The 16,788-nt window shown below is 73.2% G+C and carries 13 protein-coding genes; 3 read left to right on the forward strand and 10 right to left on the reverse strand.

The features are described from left to right. Positions 1-27: 27 nt before the first annotated feature. From AB0M76_RS26795 to AB0M76_RS26830, 8 genes are all read right to left on the reverse strand, one after another. Positions 28-1,113, reverse strand: coding sequence for a Zn-dependent alcohol dehydrogenase (locus tag AB0M76_RS26795; RefSeq protein WP_365955289.1), 1,086 nt, complete (start codon positions 1,111-1,113; stop codon positions 28-30). A gap of 22 nt (positions 1,114-1,135) precedes the next feature. Next, positions 1,136-2,548: an aldehyde dehydrogenase family protein gene (locus AB0M76_RS26800; RefSeq protein WP_365955290.1), complete on the reverse strand. Its 1,413-nt coding sequence runs from the start codon at positions 2,546-2,548 to the stop codon at positions 1,136-1,138. Positions 2,549-2,650: 102 nt separating this feature from the next. Then, positions 2,651-4,150, reverse strand: coding sequence for a citrate:proton symporter (locus tag AB0M76_RS26805; protein WP_365955291.1), 1,500 nt, complete (start codon positions 4,148-4,150; stop codon positions 2,651-2,653). A 73-nt stretch (positions 4,151-4,223) separates the two neighbouring features. After that, positions 4,224-6,485, reverse strand: coding sequence for a molybdopterin-dependent oxidoreductase (locus AB0M76_RS26810; protein WP_365955292.1), 2,262 nt, complete (start codon positions 6,483-6,485; stop codon positions 4,224-4,226). 281 nt (positions 6,486-6,766) lie between these two features. Next, positions 6,767-7,393 (reverse strand): TetR/AcrR family transcriptional regulator, encoded by a 627-nt coding sequence (locus tag AB0M76_RS26815; RefSeq protein WP_365955353.1) that lies wholly within the window; start codon positions 7,391-7,393, stop codon positions 6,767-6,769. Between the two features lie 35 nt (positions 7,394-7,428). Next, positions 7,429-8,724 (reverse strand): hypothetical protein, encoded by a 1,296-nt coding sequence (locus AB0M76_RS26820; protein ID WP_365955293.1) that lies wholly within the window; start codon positions 8,722-8,724, stop codon positions 7,429-7,431. Between the two features lie 175 nt (positions 8,725-8,899). Further along, positions 8,900-9,727 (reverse strand): hypothetical protein, encoded by an 828-nt coding sequence (locus AB0M76_RS26825; RefSeq protein ID WP_365955354.1) that lies wholly within the window; start codon positions 9,725-9,727, stop codon positions 8,900-8,902. 265 nt (positions 9,728-9,992) lie between these two features. Further along, positions 9,993-12,080: a right-handed parallel beta-helix repeat-containing protein gene (locus AB0M76_RS26830; RefSeq protein WP_365955294.1), complete on the reverse strand. Its 2,088-nt coding sequence runs from the start codon at positions 12,078-12,080 to the stop codon at positions 9,993-9,995. A 238-nt stretch (positions 12,081-12,318) separates the two neighbouring features. Between AB0M76_RS26830 and hmgA the strand changes: the two genes are divergently transcribed. Together hmgA and AB0M76_RS26840 are read left to right on the forward strand one after the other, a co-directional pair. Next, positions 12,319-13,632, forward strand: coding sequence for a homogentisate 1,2-dioxygenase (hmgA, locus tag AB0M76_RS26835; RefSeq protein WP_365955295.1), 1,314 nt, complete (start codon positions 12,319-12,321; stop codon positions 13,630-13,632). Between the two features lie 101 nt (positions 13,633-13,733). Continuing rightward, a complete protein-coding gene (locus AB0M76_RS26840) occupies positions 13,734-14,483 on the forward strand; it encodes a GntR family transcriptional regulator (protein WP_266668500.1) in 750 nt (249 codons plus the stop codon). A gap of 57 nt (positions 14,484-14,540) precedes the next feature. Here the strand turns inward: AB0M76_RS26840 and AB0M76_RS26845 are convergent, their stop codons facing one another. Then, the gene (locus AB0M76_RS26845; protein ID WP_266630693.1) at positions 14,541-14,705 is read right to left on the reverse strand and encodes a hypothetical protein; all 165 of its coding nucleotides are present in this window, start codon (positions 14,703-14,705) and stop codon (positions 14,541-14,543) included. A 168-nt stretch (positions 14,706-14,873) separates the two neighbouring features. Between AB0M76_RS26845 and AB0M76_RS26850 the strand changes: the two genes are divergently transcribed. Continuing rightward, positions 14,874-16,001 (forward strand): type ISP restriction/modification enzyme, encoded by a 1,128-nt coding sequence (locus AB0M76_RS26850; protein WP_365955355.1) that lies wholly within the window; start codon positions 14,874-14,876, stop codon positions 15,999-16,001. Positions 16,002-16,019: 18 nt separating this feature from the next. Here the strand turns inward: AB0M76_RS26850 and AB0M76_RS26855 are convergent, their stop codons facing one another. Continuing rightward, a complete protein-coding gene (locus AB0M76_RS26855; RefSeq protein ID WP_365955296.1) occupies positions 16,020-16,754 on the reverse strand; it encodes a TetR/AcrR family transcriptional regulator C-terminal domain-containing protein in 735 nt (244 codons plus the stop codon). Positions 16,755-16,788: the final 34 nt, after the last annotated feature.

Genomic DNA, 16,788 nt, shown 5'->3' on the forward strand with positions numbered 1-16,788 from the left:
AGTTCCGCGGCGACGCTGTGCGGTGTCCTACGGCTGGAAGACGACCAGCGAGCGGCCGCCCTTGCCGGCGAGCATCGCGTCGAAGGCGGCCGGTATGCCGTCGAGGGTGATGCGGTCGGTGACCAGGGAGCCGAGGTCGAGGCGGCCCGCGCGGACGTGGTCCGCGATCACCGGGAGGTCGCGGGCGGGGTCGCTGTTCCCGTAGACACAGCCGGTGAGGGTACGGGCGAAGTGGAAGATCTCCAGGGCGTGGAAGGTGATCTGCTGCTCCTTGCCGCCGATGCCGACGACCGTGGTGCGGCCGCCGCGGCGGGTGGAGTCCCAGGCTCCTCGGATGGACTGCGCCCGGCCGACGCACTCGACGGCGACGTCGGCGCCCTGGCCGCCGGTGAGGGCCCGGATCTGCTTGGCGGTGGTGTCGGAGGCGAGGACGAAGTCGGTGGCCCCGGCCGCGCGCGCCAGCTCCTCCTTGGCCGCAGAGACGTCGACGGCCACGATCGGGCCCGCTTCGGCAATCCGCGCGGCCTGGAGGGCCGCCAGGCCGACGCCGCCGACGCCGAAGACGGCGACGGACTCACCGGGGCGGACCCGGGCGCTGTTGCGGACGGCGCCGTAGCCGGTGAGCACCGCGCAGCCGAGCAGGGCGGCCTCGGCGAGCGGGATCCCGGCGGGCGCGGGCAGCACGCAGTTGGCCGCGACGACCGTCTCCTCGGCGAACGCGGCCACGTTCAGCCCCGGGTGCAGCGGCGTGCCCGCGGCGTCGTGGGCGTAGACCGCCCCGACCCCGGTGAGCGCGTTGGCGCAGAGCCAGACCTCGCCGATCGAGCAGTGGTGGCACTCCCCGCAGGACGGGGACCAGTTGAGCACCACGCCGTCGCCGGGGGCGACGTGCGTGACGTCCTCGCCGACGGCGAGGACCGTGCCCGAGCCCTCGTGGCCGAGGACGGCGGGGACGGGCACCCTCATGGTGCCGTCGGTGAGGGAGAGATCGGAGTGGCAGACACCGGCTGCGGCGAGCCGCACCCGGACCTGGCCGGGGCCGGGATCGGGCAGGACTATCTCCCGTATCTCCAGCGGGGCTCCGACGGCGGGCAGGATGGCGGCGCGGACCATGGTCGATTCCGTCTCTCGGGGCTCAGAACTGCAAGGACTTGGTCTGGAGGTACTCGGCCAGGCCGTGCGGGCCGAGCTCACGGCCGACGCCCGACTGCTTGTAGCCGCCGAAAGGCGCGAGCGGGTTGAAGCGGCCGCCGTTGATGTCCACCTGACCGGTGTCCATGCGCCGGGCGAAGGCGACGGCGGTCTCCTCGTCCGCCGCCCAGACCGCGCCGCCCAGCCCGTACACGGTGCCGTTGGCGATGCGCAGGGCGTCGTCCTGGTCCTCGTACGGGAGGATCGACAGCACCGGGCCGAAGATCTCCTCCTGCGCGATCGTCATCTCGGGCGTGACGTCGGCGAACACGGTCGGGGCGATGAAGTACCCGTGCTCGTGCGGCGCGTCGGGGCCGCCGGCGACGAGGCGCGCGCCTTCCTCGACGCCCTTGGCGATGTATCCGCGCACGCGGTCGCGCTGCTTGGCGTTGACGACCGGGCCGAGGCGGGTGCCCGGGTCGCGGGGGTCGCCGGAGGGGTACGAGGCGACGGCGGCGGCCGCGAGCGAGACGGCCTCCTCGTACTGGTCGCGGTGGACGAGCATCCGCGTGAGCGCGTTGCAGCTCTGGCCGGAGTTGTTCATGACGTGGCCCACGCCCGTCGCGACGGCCTTGGCGAGGTCGGCCCCGGGCAGGATGACATTGGCCGATTTTCCGCCGAGCTCGAGGGCGACGCGCTTGACGGCGGCACCAGCCGTGGCGCCGATCTGCTTGCCGACCGCGGTGGAGCCGGTGAAGGAGACGAGGTCGACCCCTTCGTGCGCGGCCAGCGCCTGGCCGGCGACCGGGCCGGTCCCGGTCACCAGGTTGAACACTCCGGCCGGGATGCCCGCCTCGTGCACGGCCTCGGCGAAGAGCTGTGCGGTCAGCGGGGTGTCCTCGGCCGGCTTGAGGACGAGGGTGCAGCCGGCGGCGAGAGCGGGTGCCACCTTGGCAACGATCTGGTGCAGCGGGTAGTTCCAGGGCGTGATGGCGCCGACGACACCGACCGGCTCCAGCAGCACGGTGGAGTTGCCGATCCGCTCCTCGAAGGCGTACGAGGCCACCAGCTCGGCGTACGAGGAGGACACCGCGATCGGCGCTCCCACCTGGACCATCTCCGAGAAGCCCCGCGGAGAGCCGAGTTCGGCGGTGATGATCTCGGCGAACTCGCTCTTGCGGGCGATCAGCACGTCACGCAGCGCCGCGATCAGGGCGGCCCGCTCGGCCGGAGCCGTGGCCGCCCAGCCGGGGAACGCGGCACGTGCCGCGCGTACGGCCGCGTCCACGTCTTCGGCGTTGCCGGCCGGCACCCCGCCGATGATCTGCTCATCGGCCGGGTTGACCACCTCGATCCGGTCGCGTCCGGCGGCGGTCCGCCACTCGCCGCCGATGTACATCCCGTCGTGGGCCTTCATGGCTTTCCTCCCGAGCACGCACGAGCGCGCAGAGACCTGACCTCGTTCGACCACCCTACAAACTAGCGTCGGTAGTTTTCGGCGCGCCAGGCGTGTCCGGGGTCAGATGATGCCGAAAAGCATCCCTGCCCCGAGGACGACGAGGGAGGTGAGGACCGCCCACTTCACCGTGAACCGGGTGTGGTCGCCGAACTCGACCCTGGCCATGCCGACCAGGACGTAGACGGCGGGAACCAGCGGGCTGGACATGTGCAGGGCCTGGCCGACCAGCGAGGCGCGGGCGATCTCGAGCGGGGAGACCCCGTGCGCGGCGCCGGCCTCGGCCAGGACCGGCAGGACGCCGAAGTAGAAGCCGTCGTTGGACATGAAGTAGGTGAGCGGCAGGCTGAGCAGGCCGGTGACCAGGGCCATGTGCGGACCCATGCCCTCCGGGATGGCGCCGACCAGCCAGTCGGCCATGTGCTTGACCATGCCGGTGCCGCTGAGGACTCCGGTGAAGACGGCGGCGGCGAAGACCATGCCGGCGACGTTGAGGACGTTGTCGGCGTGGGCGGCGATCCGGGCCTTCTGGTCGGGCATGTGCGGGAAGTTGACGGTGAGGGCGAGGGCCGCGCCCAGGAGGAAGAGCACGGGGATGGGCAGCAGCTCCATGATCATCGCGGCGAGGAGGGCCACGGTGAGGCCGGCGTTGAACCAGTAGAGGCGCGGGCGGAGGGTCGCACGGCGGGGATCGAGGCCCTGGAAACCGTCCTCCGGCGCGGCGGAGTCCGGCACTGGGCCGGAGTCGGAACCGGACCCGGTGCCCGTACCACCGGAGGCGGAGGCGGAGGCGGAGGCGGAGGCGGAGGCGGAGGCGGAGGCGGCGGACGGTTCGGCCAGGGCCGCGGTCCCACCCTCGGCGGACCCGGTGGCGGCGACGAGCAGCCGCTCCTCGGCGGGCTCAGCACTCTGCCCGGACACCTGCTCCACGTCGCCGGGGAGGACCAGCGTGCCGATCCGGCGGCGCTCCTTGAGCCCGAGGACGTACGCGAGGATGAACACGAAAACCAGGCCGACCGCGAGAGCGGGGATCATCGGGACGAAGATGTCGGAGGCGTCGAGCTTGAGGGCGGTGGCGGCACGGGCCGTGGGGCCGCCCCATGGCAGCGTGTTCATGACGCCGTTGGCGGTCGCGGCGACGCCCGTCATGACCACCAGGCTGAGGCCGAGCCGCTTGTAGAGCGGGTACATGGCCGAGACGGTGATCATGAAGGTGGTCGAGCCGTCGCCGTCGAGGGAGACGATCGCGGCGAGGACCGCGGTGCCGACGACGACCCGCACCGGGTCCGCCTTGCAGAAGCGCAGGATGCCGCGCACGATCGGGTCGAACAGGCCGACGTCGATCATCACGCCGAAGTAGACGATGGCGAACATCAGCATCGCGGCGGTCGGCGCGAGTTTGCCGACTCCGTCGATGACGTAGTCGCCGAGGTGGGCGCCCTTTCCTGCGAACACGCAGAACAGCGCGGGGATGAGGACGAGCGCCGCGATGGGCGACATTTTCTTCATCATGATCAGGACCAGGAAGGTGGCGATCATGGCGAAGCCGAGGAAGGTCAGCATGCAGGGAACGTAGGCGCCTCCTCCTTATGCCAACAAGACGTCGACGCCTGAGCAATACGAGCAAAACCCCAGCTCAGGGCAGGGGTGTCAGTTCGACGGGGAAGCCGTTGAGCACCGCCGTGCCGGACAGCGGGTCGAGCCGGGAGCCGTCGAGGAGCTGGTTGACGTTGACGCCGGGCGCGGCGGAGGCAACGGAGAGCCGGGCCCCGTCGCGGTCGTGGCCCCAGCCGTGCGGCAGGCTCACCACGCCGGTGCGGACGGCGTCGGTAACCTCGACGGGGACCTCCAGGCTGCCGCCGTCGGCGGTGATCCGGGCCAGGCCGCCCGTGGTGAGGCCGAGCCGGCCGGCGTCCTCCGGATGCACCTGGAGGGTGCAGCGGTTGGAACCTCCGGTGAGGGCCGGGACGTTGTGCAACCAGCTGTTGTTGGACCGCAGATGGCGGCGGCCCACGAGCACCAGGGCGGCGGGGCGCTCGGCGAGCGCCGCGTGCAGCCTGGGGAGCTCGGCCGTGATCGGGTCCGGGAGCAGCTCGATCCTGCCGCTGCGCGTCCTCAGTACGCCCGGGAGCCGGGGCCGCAGCGGGCCCAGGTCGATGCCGTGCGGGTGCGCGAGCAGCCGCTCCAGGCTGAGTCCCTCGCTCGCGCCTGCGCCCGCTCCCGCGTCGGGGGCGGAGTCGGCGCCGAACTGGCCTCCGTACGGGCCGAGTCGGAGCATCAGGTCGAGCCGCCGCTCGGGACCGCTCTCCCCGGTGAGCAGGCCGGCCAGGCGCGCCGGGTCCTGCCCGTGCAGCGGGGAGCGCGGGTCGGCGGTCTCCTTGGCGAGGGCGCCCTGGATGACCATGTCGTCTACGGCGCTCGGGGCGGCGGACCCGTGCATGCCGGAGACGGCCAGGACGAGGCGGGCATGGATCTCGCACTCGTCGAGCCGGCCTGCTTCGAGCGGGACGGCAGGCCGGGTGTAGCGCGCCTGGTTGCGGATCGCGAACCCGTTGAAGGCGAAGTCGTGGTGCGCGCTCTGCGAGGGCGGCGGCGGAGGCAGCACGACGTGGGCGTGGCGGGAGGTCTCGTTGAGGTAGGGATCGATGCTCACCATGAAGTCGAGCCCGGCCAGGGCCGCGTCGAGGCGCCGCCCGTCGGGGGCGGACAGCACCGGGTTGGCGGCGATGGCGACCAGGGCGCGGATCCGCCCCTCCCCCGGCGTCTCGATCTCCTCGGCCAGGGCGGCGATGGGCAGTTCGGCCTTGGCCTCGGGGTGGCCGCTGACCCGGCTGTGCCAGCGGCCGAGGGTGAAGCCCTTGCCGGGCCCGGCAGGGCGCGGCCGCGGGCCGGCGGCCGGGAGCGGGAAGAGGACTCCCCCGGGCCGGTCGAGGTTGCCGGTGAGGATGTTCAGTACGTCGACCAGCCAGCTGGCGAGCGTGCCGTACTCGACGGTGCAACTGCCGATCCGCCCGTAGACGGCGGCGGTGGGCGCGGCCGCGAGCTCGCGGGCAAGGTCGCGGATCTCGGCGGCCGTGAGGTCGCAGGCGGGGGCCACGGCCTCAGGAGTGAAACTACCGAGCGCCTCGGCGAGTTCCCCGAGGCCGTCGGTCCATTCCTCCAGCGTGCCGGGGGCGGCGAGTTTCTCCGCGAGGAGGGTGTGCGCGAGGGCGGCCAGCAGCAGGGCGTCGCTGCCGGGGCGCGGCGCGAGGTGCCGGTCGGCGAGCTTGGCCGTGCGGGTGCGGCGCGGGTCGACGACGACCAGGGTGCCGCCGCGGGCGCGCAGCGCCTTGAGCCGGCCAGGGAAGTCGGGGGCGGTGCACAGGGAGCCGTTGGACTCGACGGGGTTGGCACCGAGGAGGAGCAGGAAGTCGGTGCGGTCGAGGTCGGGGACCGGGATGGCGAAGGGGTCGCCGAAGAGGAGCCCGCTGGAGACGTGCTTGGGCATCTGGTCGAGGGTGCTGGCGGTGAAGAGGTTGCGCGTGCCGAGGGCCTTGAGCAGCAGCGGCGGGTAGAGGGCGCCCGCCATGGTGTGCACGTTCGGGTTGCCGAGGACCACGCCGACGGACTGGGCTCCGTACCTCTGCACGAGGGCCGGGATCGCGGCGGCAATGACGTCGTACGCCTCCTCCCAGGTGGCCTCCTGGAGCCGTCCGTCGCGGCGGACGAGCGGGGTGCGCAGACGGTCGGGGTCGGCGTCGAGCGCGCCGAAGGCCGCGCCCTTGGGGCAGATGAAGCCGCGGCTGAAGACGTCTTCGCGGTCGCCGCGGGCTCCGGTGACGGTGGTGCCCTCGATGGTGAGGGTGAGGCCGCAGGTGGCTTCGCAGAGGGGGCAGATGCGCAGGGCGGTGCGGGACATGGTCCCTCCAGGGACGGCAGGCTGCGGCACGAACACGCGGGCACCCCGAGCATACCGACCGGTAGGCATGGTGGGGAGGGGTGCGGCGGACGGGGCGGGGCTTCGCGGTCACGGACGCCGAACGGGCGAGGAAGGGGCGGCAGAGGTCCGGTCCCGCGAGGGCAGGGCCGCTGGGGGCCGCTGCGCCGGCCTATGGGAGCGCATCACGTCCGATGCCCGGGCGGCGCGCCGACGGGTGCAGTGCCGCGGGCGCCGGTGGGGGCGGGGCGGGGCGGGGCGGGTCAGTCCAGGGCGTGGGCGAGGTAGGCGTGCATCATCGTCCGGGTCTCGGCCACGATGCCGGGGTCGCCGGCCGGGTCGGCACGGAAGGCCAGCTTCGTGAGCGCGTCCGTGGCCTCGACGGCGACCAGGACCGCCCGTTCCAGGGCGGCGTCCGGGGTCAGGCCGAGGTGCGCGCCGAGCAGTTCGGTGAGGCGCACGGCGACCAGCCGGTTGGGGTCGGCGGCCGGGCCTTCGGCGGGCGGGGCGGGCACGCCGAAGTCGACGAGCGCGAAACCGGGGACGGTGCGTTTCATGGCCAGGTACTCGTCGAGGACGGCGTCCACGACGGGCCGCCAGTCGCCGGCCGGGAGGGCGGCGAGGCGGTCCGCGATGCCTTCGGTGTACCGGTCCAGGTTCCGGTGCGCGAGGGCGATGGCCATGGCGCGCTTGTTGCCGAAGAAGCGGTAGACCGAACCGATGGGCACGCCGGCGCGCAGGGCGACGGCCCGGGTGCTGAGGTTCTCGTACCCGGTCTCGTCCAGGAGTTCGGCGCAGGCGTCGAGGATCCGGGCGAGCCGGTCGGCGCTGCGCTGCTGGATCGGCGTACGGCGCAGGGGGTGGGCGGGGGGCGGGGGCACGGGGTCCATCATGCCGCTCCTGGCTTCTCGGTACACCGGCAGTCTCAGTTCAGCAGGAGGCCGATCCCCCCGATCGTGTAAGTGATCATGAGCGCGAGCAGCGGCAGCTGGCCGGCGACGGCCCTGGCGGGCGGGAAGAGGCGCACGGAGCGGTCGTGGGCCGCGATCACACCGAGCACGTGGCCGGTGACGACCGCGAGGACCTGGAGGGCGGCGAGAGCCCCAGGGCCCAGTGGTGGCAAGGGTCCTGGGGCGTTGTCAGTGCCGAGTGCCATGCTTACTGTGCGTGGTCCTTCGATTACGAGGAGGGAGAAGTAGTGGGCGACGAGATAGCCGAGTGCGATCGGTACGAGTGAGTGCGCGAAGGCGGTCAGCGGGCCCGGGTGTGGGCCGCAGACGAGGCGGGTGGCCGCTGCGCAGAGGCAGTACAGGGTGGCGACGAGGGCGATGGAAGCGAGCAGTCCGAGCGTGGCCGTGGGGGTGCGGCCGAGGGGGGAGGTCTGGAGGGTGTTGATCCAGGACGGGTTGTCGGAGTAGCCGTCGTAGGCGGTGGAGCCGAGCAGGACGCAGACGGTGGCGACGAGTCCGGGCCGCTCGGGTGTCGCGTCGAGTCCGTGGAAGGGGTTGCGGAGCACCAGGCGGCCGTCGCTGCGGCGGCCGAGGGGAGAGAGCCGGGCCAGGAGGGCGGAGTACACCTCGAAGGCGTCCGCGTCGGCGAACCACCGTTCCCCGAAGCGGGCGGCGAGCGCGAGGTGGGCGGCGGTGTAGACGGCGAGGGCGGTCAGGAGGGTGGTGGTGGATCCGGGATCCGGAGCGGCGAGTTCGAGCCAGGTGAAGCCGAACAGCCCGGCGGCGGCGGGCCATTGGCCGAGCCGGGCGGGGAGGGGGGCATGTGCCTGACGCCGGGCGCGGGGCAGCAGGCGGTACAGGGTGCGGAGCGGGTTGAGCAGGCGCCAGACGGGGCCGAGGAGGAGGGAGGCGGGGACGAGTCCGACCCAGAGGAGGACGTAGACGGCGCCGGGGGCGGGGTTGTGCGCGGGGTCGTCGGGACCGAGGAGGAGGGAGAGGAGGACGGCGAGCGCGGCGGCAAGGCCGAGTCCGCGCAGGGAGGTACGGGTGGCAGGCGCGTCGGCGGTCCGCTCGAGGACGGAGGGCAGGGCGAGGCCCGAGCGGTCGCCACGGAAACGGGAGGAGGACCAGAGCAGACCGAGCGCGAGGAAGGAGACGAACAGCGCGGTGAAGGCACCGGCGAATGCATAGAAGGGAGAGATCGGCAGATCGTGCTGGGACCCGATCCCGTGCGCGAGCACGGTGAGCGGACCGGCCGGGTGAAGGACCACGCCCTGGCCCCCGCCACCGCCGCCCGCAGCGGGTACGGGACCCGGCCCGACCGGGGTCACCGCGGGCCGCCCGCGCGGCCTTGTTCCCCGCCGCGGAAGGGGAACTTGGCCGGGTGGGTCCCGCTCGGGGTGGGCGCGGGCGGGGTGCGCGCGGGCCGGGTGGGCGCGGGCCGGGTCACCGGACGAGGAGCTGGGTCAGGACGAGGCGGGACTCGTGGGTCTCGACCTCGAAGAGGCCCGTACGGTCGGCCGTCAGGACCAGGGTGGCCTCCTGGCCTGCCGGCAGGGCGAGTTCCTTGTCGTAGCCGTGGACGTGCAGGGTGTCCGCGCGGTCGCTGGTGACGCGCAGGGCGATGCGTTCGCCGCGCCTCAGTTCGGTGCGGCCGGGGGCGGGGGTGACCTTGCCGTCCCGGACGGTGAGGGTGACCGTGCGGTCGGCCTGCGCTCCCGGCGACGACGGCGGTGCCGATGGCGACGGCTGCGCCGACGGCGGGGTGTGGCTGTGGCCTGCCTGGCCGGGGGTGGCGGCGGTGAGCTGGGCCGTGCCCTCGATCGGCTTGCCGGAGACGGCCCAGGCGGTGTGGTCGTCCGCGTAGAGGCGGACGGTCAGGGTGTGCGCGCCCTCGGGGACCTGCGCGGCGGGCAGGTGGAACCAGGGGCCGTACAGCCGGGCCAGCTTCCGCCCGTCGAGCTCCAGGTGCGCGTGACCGGCGCCCGGGAGGGCGGCGCCGCCGGTGCTGTCGGGGGTGAAGCGGAAGTTCTTCACCGTCAGCTGGAGGTTCCAGCCGTCCTCGGAGTCGGGGCGGGCGGCGAGCTGCACCTCCGGCGCGCCCTCGGCCGGGACCTCGCGGAGCCGGTGGCCGGTGGGGTCCTGGGCGTCGAGCAGGGTGCCGACGCTGCCGGTGGCCTGCTCGTGGCTGGTGCCGGGCTTGTGGTGGGTGGTGGCCCGCCCGCCGCAGCCCGTCGCCGCGCTGCCGACGAGCAGGACTACCAACGTGAGCAGGGCTGCGGTTCGGGCACGCCGCCGGGTCCGCGCCCCGACGGGCGGCACCCCGCAGCCATCGCACCTGATGGCACCGCCGGTCCGGTCGTCGCTCACTGCACTCCTCCTTCGGTCATGCCATCCCCGCCGACCCGCCCGCTCCGCCCCACCGCCCGGGCCGGCCGGGGCTCTGCTCCGGCGCGCCCGCCGGCCGGGCACGGCCCGCTGCGGCGCCCGGCTGCGCCGTGGCTCACGGGGCCAGGGGTTGAGCGGGTGGCGTCTGGGGTCACGCTGCGTCCGGGGTGGCTTCGGTGTGAAGGGCTGGGCCTGACGGAGCCGGGGGGCGGTCGGTTGTGGGGGTGGGGGCTGGGCGGGATGCGGCGATCGTGGCCCAGAGGGCCCAGGGGATCGTGAGGAGGGCGCGGAGCCAGGAGGGGCCGAGGGGGATCCAGGGGATCATCAGGACGGCCTTGTCGAAGGCGTCGAGCAGGGTGAGGGCCGCCAGCAGCAGGGTCAGCCGCGCCAGCCAGGGACGGCCGGGGCGCAGCGCGATGCCCGCGCCCGTCCACCACAGGCCCAGCAGGAGCAGGGCCAGGGCCGGTACGAAGGTGCCCACGAGGGGCATCGTGGAGCCGGCCACGTCCAGGGCCAGCCCGGCCAGGCCGAGCAGCGAGGCCAACGTGCCCAGGCGGGATCCGCGCAGGCGACGCCACCACAGCACCCCGCCCACGAGCAGCAGGACCGCGGCCACGGCCAGCGCGATCTGGGTCTCCACCCGCTCCAGGCCGCGCGCCCCGTACCAGTCGCAGCCGGCCGGCAGCTTGCGCGCCTGCACGCTGTAGTCGGCGCAGACGAGGAGTTGGGCGAGTTTTACCGGTTCGCCGACCAGGCGGGAGGACGCGCCCGACACCGCGCCGCGGCGGTCGCCGCAGTGCGGGAGCGTGCCCGGGGTGGAGCCGTCCGGTCCGGACTGCCAGCAGTTCCCGCTGCCCTGGCCGTCCCACCACACGTCCATGCCGTTGGGGCGGGACGTCCCCGCCTTGTCCTTGCCGAGGATGTTGGCGGCGTAGCGGTTGTGGTGGGAGGTGTCGGCCTGCTTCGACCATTCCTCCTCGCCGCGGATGAATGCCGGGACGGCCGAGAGGAAGAAGCCCGCGCGCCGGTGCCCGTACACCCAGTTGTTCTCGTAGACGTTCCAGTTGCCGCCCGCGGTGATGATGCCGGTGCCCGGCGGCATGGAGATCTGCGGGCAGACCACCCCCTGCTCGTAGCCGCGCTCGATCGGCGGCTTGGCGCAGGTGCCGTCGGCGACGTACCCGTAGTAGTCGGCGTTGTTGTCGTGGATCAGGTTCCGTTCGAACTTGGCGTGATTCTGCGGGAGTCCGGGATGCCCGGGGAAGGCGCTGTCCATCGAGGCGCCGCCCATGTTCTGGTCGAACTCGTTGTCATGGACCCAGACGGAATCGCCCGCCGTGCCGGAGTAGCCGACCATGTTGTGATGGCTGTGGCAGCCGGTGATCTCGATGGAGTGGCGCGGGACGTCGTAGCCGCGCCCGTCGTTGATGTTCGAGGCGCTGCCCGGGTAGATGCCGGAGTCGCCGTTGCCGTACGACTCGCAGTTCTTGTAGAGCCCGTGGTCGCTGGCGAAGGTCAGGAAGCCGTACTCGTCGTTCCACCGGGTCAGCACGTCGTCGATGACGAACCCGTCGCCCGCGAGGACGTACAGCGAGTTGAAGGTGGTGCGCTGCGCGGTGAAGTTGCGGAAGTAGATGCCGTTCGACTTGTCGGCGCGGATGGCGTTCAGCTTCTGGTACTTGGCGTCGATGACGACGTCGAGGCGTGAAGCCCCAGTGCCTTCGATCTGCAGGTCCGTCTTGCCGAGGATCGCGACGAGGTTCTGGTTGTGCCGGCACTGCGCCTGCTGCTCGTACGTCAGGATCTGGTAGCCGAGCGAGGAATTCGGGGCCTTGAGCGCGGCGCACTCCCCCGTGGGTTTCGGCAGCGAGGGCTCCTCCTCGTACAGGCCGGGGAGGATCGCGATGTTCATGCCGGGCCGGTCCACGGCGTCCACGGCTTCCTGGAGGTGCCGGTAGCCGCTCTTCTCGCACCGCTCGTACAGGGCCAGGTTGCGCTGCTTCAGCTCCTCGGGGAAGGCGGACGTCCGGCGTTCGAAGGCGGCCCGGTCGGTCTTGCAGACCAGCAGGTCGGGCTCGGCCTTGCGGTACTGCGGGACGGACCCGGAGCCGTCCGGGAGGGCCACGGGGCGCTCCTCGTGCGCGCTGGCGGCGGGCGCGGCGGCGAGGAGGGACAGGAGGGCGAGGAGGGCGGCGAGGAGCGCCGCCGGCACGGCAGGGAACCTGCGGGTCCACGACATGCGCGTGAGAGTAGAGCAATGTTCATCTTTTTGGATCCCCCGCGGCATCGCGAATCGGCACTCCGAGTCGACATCTCGCGTCGGACATCGCGAATCGACGTCGCTCATCACCCGCCGCCGCCATCCCACCCGCCCGATCCGGCCATGCACCCAGGAAGCCATTGACGCGCGAGCCACGGAATCCTACTGTCGACCATAGGATTCCTTTGATAGCGACAGCGACAGAGCGGGAGCACCCATGAGCGAGCAGGCCAGGAAGACGGCGGAGGCACTGGAGTACCTCACCGGCTTCGGCAACGAGCACAGCTCGGAGGCCGTCCCCGGCGCCCTGCCGCCCGGCCGCAACTCGCCCCAGCGCGCCCCCCTCGGCCTGTACGCGGAGCAGCTCAGCGGCAGCGCCTTCACCGAGCCGCGCAACCACAACCGCCGCTCCTGGCTCTACCGGATCCGCCCCTCGGCGGCCCACCCGCCCTTCGCCCGGACCGACAACGGCGCCCTGCGCTCCGCGCCCTTCACCGAGGCCCCGGCGGACCCCAACCGGCTCCGCTGGAACCCGCTCCCCGACCCGGCGCCCGGCACCGACTTCCTGGCGGGCCTGTGGACCCTCGGCGGCAACGGCGATGCCACCCAGCGCACCGGTATGGCCATCCACCTCTACTCCGCCAACGCCTCCATGACCGACCGGGTCTTCAGCGACTCCGACGGCGAGCTGCTGATCGTCCCCGAGCGCGGCGGCCTGCTGCTGCGCACCGAGCTCGGCCTGCTCAGCGCCGGCCCCGGCGAGGTCGCCCTGATCCCGCGCGGCGTGCGCTTCCGCGTCGAGCTCCTGGACGACGATGCCCGCGGGTACGTCTGCGAGAACTACGGCCGCCCCTTCGAGCTGCCGGACCTGGGCCCGATCGGCGCCAACGGCCTCGCCGCCGCACGCGACTTCCGGGCCCCGGTGGCCGCGTACGAGGACAGCGAGCGCCCGACCGAGGTGGTCAACAAGTTCTGCGGCAACCTCTGGGCCGCCACCTACGACCACTCCCCGCTCGACGTGGTCGCCTGGTACGGCACGCACACCCCGTACGTGTACGACCTGCGCCGCTTCAACGTCCTGGGCTCCATCAGCTACGACCACCCCGACCCGTCGATCTTCACCGTGCTGACCTCGCCGTCCGACACCCCGGGGCTGGCGGGCGTGGACTTCGTCGTCTTCGCCCCGCGCTGGCTGGTCGGCGAGGACACCTTCCGCCCGCCGTACTTCCACCGGAACGTCATGAGCGAGTACATGGGCCTGATCGAGGGCGCCTACGACGCCAAGGCGGAAGGCTTCGTCCCCGGCGGCGGCTCGCTGCACAACATGATGTCCGCGCACGGACCGGACCGGGAGACCTTCGACAAGGCGAGCGCCGCCGAGCTGAAGCCGCAGAAGATCGACGACGGTCTGGCCTTCATGTTCGAGACCCGCTGGCCGATCACCGCCACCACCCAGGCGGCCGGCGCCGACCACCTCCAGCGCGGATACGACGACGTCTGGCAGGGGCTCCAGCGCCACTTCCGCGCCTAGTATCACCAGGGGGTGTCCGGCCGACCCGGGCCCGGCCATGATCCGCCGGACACCCCCCAAGCGCCACGCGCCCCACGCCCCGTCCTAACGGAGAACCACCCGTGACCGCCTTCGCCCCCGACTCGCTGGTACTCAACCGGAAGCTGCCGCTCTGGTACCAGGTGTCACAGTCGCTGCGCGCCTCGATACTGGGGCGCACCCCGGACGCCTCGCTGCGCCTGCCCACCGAGGAGCAGCTGGCCGAGCACTACGGGGTGAGCGTGCTGACCATGCGCCAGGCGCTCAAGGAGCTCGAGGGCGAGGGGCTGATCAGCCGGCACCGGCGGCGTGGCACGTTCATCGAGCCGGGTGCGCGGCGCGGCGCGCCGGTGCGGCTGCTGGGTTCGGTCGACGCGATCGTGGCGCAGCAGTCGGGCGACCGTACGACGATTCTCGGCCTTGAGCGGACGCCGGTGTCCGGGGAGCTGCTGGAGCACTTCCCGGACACGGCCGAGGTGGTCACGTACCGCCGGCTGCGCCACGACGGCGAGAGCGGCGAACCGACCAACTGGGTGGAGAACGCGGTCCGCCCCGAGGTCGCCGAGGCGGTGGACCTGGCCGATCTGGCGCGCTGGCCGATGACCAAGGTGCTGCGTGACGTGGTGGGCGTGCGGATCAGCCGGATCACGGACACGGTCGAGGCGCGGCTGGCCGACCCGGAGACGGCAGAGCTGCTCCAGGTGCCGCTGCTCAGCCCGATCCTGCATTACACGGGCGTGACGTACGACGAGGACGGCCGGGTCGTGGACGTGGCGCGGATCCGGTACCGGGGCGACCGGTTCTCGTTCACGGTGACCGTCGACGCCACCTGACCCGTGCCCGGCCTCTGCCCGGCCCCTGCCTGACCTCTGCGCCCTACCCGCAGGGGGCTACTTCTCCTCGTCGTCCTTGCTGCGCTCGCCCTCCGCCTGCGACGGCGTGGTCCGCATCGTCTGCGGGTGGTGCCGCTGCATCTTCTCCTTCTCGTCCATGTCCTCGTCGAGCCGCTCACCCTCGGCCTGCGACGGAGTCGAGTATTCGTCGTACTGACTCATGACCGCCTCCTCGACATCGGAACATATCCATACATAGGGAGCGTAACTCTCCCGCCTGGACACAGCCCGGCCGCGCCCCTGCCCGCACCCCGGCCGCACCCCCGGCCGCCGCCTGCCGTCGCTACCATCTGCCGGGTGAGCGAAGACGTACCGCTGCTGGACGATCTGATGCCCTGGGCCGTGGGCGGCCTGCGCCTGGGCCGGGCCTGGGTGGCGGCCCCCGACCCCGCGGCCCTGCGCGCCCGCTGGGCGGCCCTGACCGGCGCCGAAGGGGCCGAGCGGGACCGGCTGTTCCGCCCGACCCGGACCCGTACGCCCACCACCGGCGCGGCGGCGCTGCCCGGCCAACGCTCTCCGTCGACCGCCCGCTTCGCCGATGTGCCGGGCCCCTGCCCCGACCCCGTACGGGTGCTGCGCTACCCCTTCGACGAGCAGTGGCTGCTGCCCGACCAGCGGCTCATCGACATGGCCCGCCCGGAGCTGTGGCGGGTCCTGGACGAGCACCAGCTCTTCGCCGTCGAGACCCCGGAGCTGCTGGTCACCGCACACCTCCCGGCCGGCCGCCTGGGCCGGATCCGCCCGCTGCACCGGCGCCCCGGCGGCGCCGAGCCCAATCTCGCGCCGGGCCTGCTCGCGCTGCTCGGCGAGCGCTACGGCGGCCGGGTCACCCCGCAGGACGTGCTGTGCTGGATCCTCGCGGCGGGCCGCCCCGGGCCCCGGGGGTACGAGGTCCCGCTGACCGGCGACCCCGGGCGCTGGCTGGCCGGGCTGGAGCTGGGGCACCGGCTGCTCGCCGTCCAGCTGCGCGGCGGGCCCGGCGCCGAGCCGCCCCGGCTGCCCGGCGGGCGGCGCCCGTACGTCCGCTCGGCGGTCCAGGCCTGGCCGGACGGGCTCGCCTACGACCCCGAGACCGAGACGCTGAGCCTCGGGGCCGGGACGGTCTCCCCCGTGCCGCCGGGCGCCTGGGAGTACGAGGTGCAGGGCGGTACGCGGGTGCTGGAGGCCTGGTTCGCCGCCCGGACCGCCCACCGGGCTCCGGAGGCCGACGGACTGGAGACGCTCGGGCCGTCCGAGTGGCCGCAGGCCTGGACCTCGGAGCTGCTGGCGCTGGTGACCACCCTGGCGCTGCTGGCCGATCTGGCCCCGGAGCGGGCGGCGTTCACCCCCGGGCCGCTGCTGCCTGCCGCCGAGCTGGCGGCCGCGGGCGTGCTGCCGCCGCCGCGCCGGGCCCGGCGCCCGGCCTCCGTACTGGACCACCACGAGGAGGGCCCGGGCGGGCAGTTCGCCCTGCTCTGACGGAGCCGACCGGCCGCGTCAGCCCTCCGCCGCCCCCCAGGCCCCCAGCAGCCGGGACACCGAGCGGTCGAAGACCGCGCCCAGGTCGGAGGCCGCCTCCGTCACCGGGTGCCCGCCGGACAGCGCGCCCGCCAGCAGCGGGTACTGCCCGGTCGCCAGCCTCGAGCCCAGCCAGGCCATCCGTACGCCCTCCTCGGCGGCCTCGCTCCACGGAAGCGACCGGGCCCGCTCGGCCAGGGCCAGCTCGCTCGCCACGAACGTGGCCACCGTGCCGTTGACCGCGGCGACGAGCTCCAGCTTCTCCGCGCCGGAGACCTCGAGCGGGACCAGGCAGTCCAGGCTGTGCTCCAGGTAGCGCAGGGCGTTCGGGCTGAAACCGTAGACCGGGGACAGCAGCCGGGGCAGCCACGGGTGGCGGTGCATCAGCTCCCGTGCCTGGCGGGCGAGCCCGAGCAGGTCGGCCCGCCAGTCCCCGGTCGGCGGGGTCAGCGCGTACTCCCCGCTCACCGCGTCGACCATCAGCTCGTACAGGTCCTCCTTGCGCGGCACGTAGTTGTACAGGGACATCGTCCCGGCGCCGATCCCGGCGGCCACACGCCGCATGGAAACGGCCTCGATCCCCTCCGCGTCCGCGATCCGCACGGCCTCGGCCGCGATCGACTCGCGGGTGTGCGCGGGCCGGGGTCCGCGGCCGGCGCGCCCCGGGCGGGCCCAGATCACTTCGGGTTGGGCGGGTCGCCCGCTGGCTGCCATTACTCATCACCTCGCCCTCATCCTAGTTACGTAC

It is taken from the genome of Streptomyces sp. NPDC051364, from assembly GCF_040682115.1.
Classification (GTDB): Bacteria; Actinomycetota; Actinomycetes; order Streptomycetales; family Streptomycetaceae; genus Streptomyces.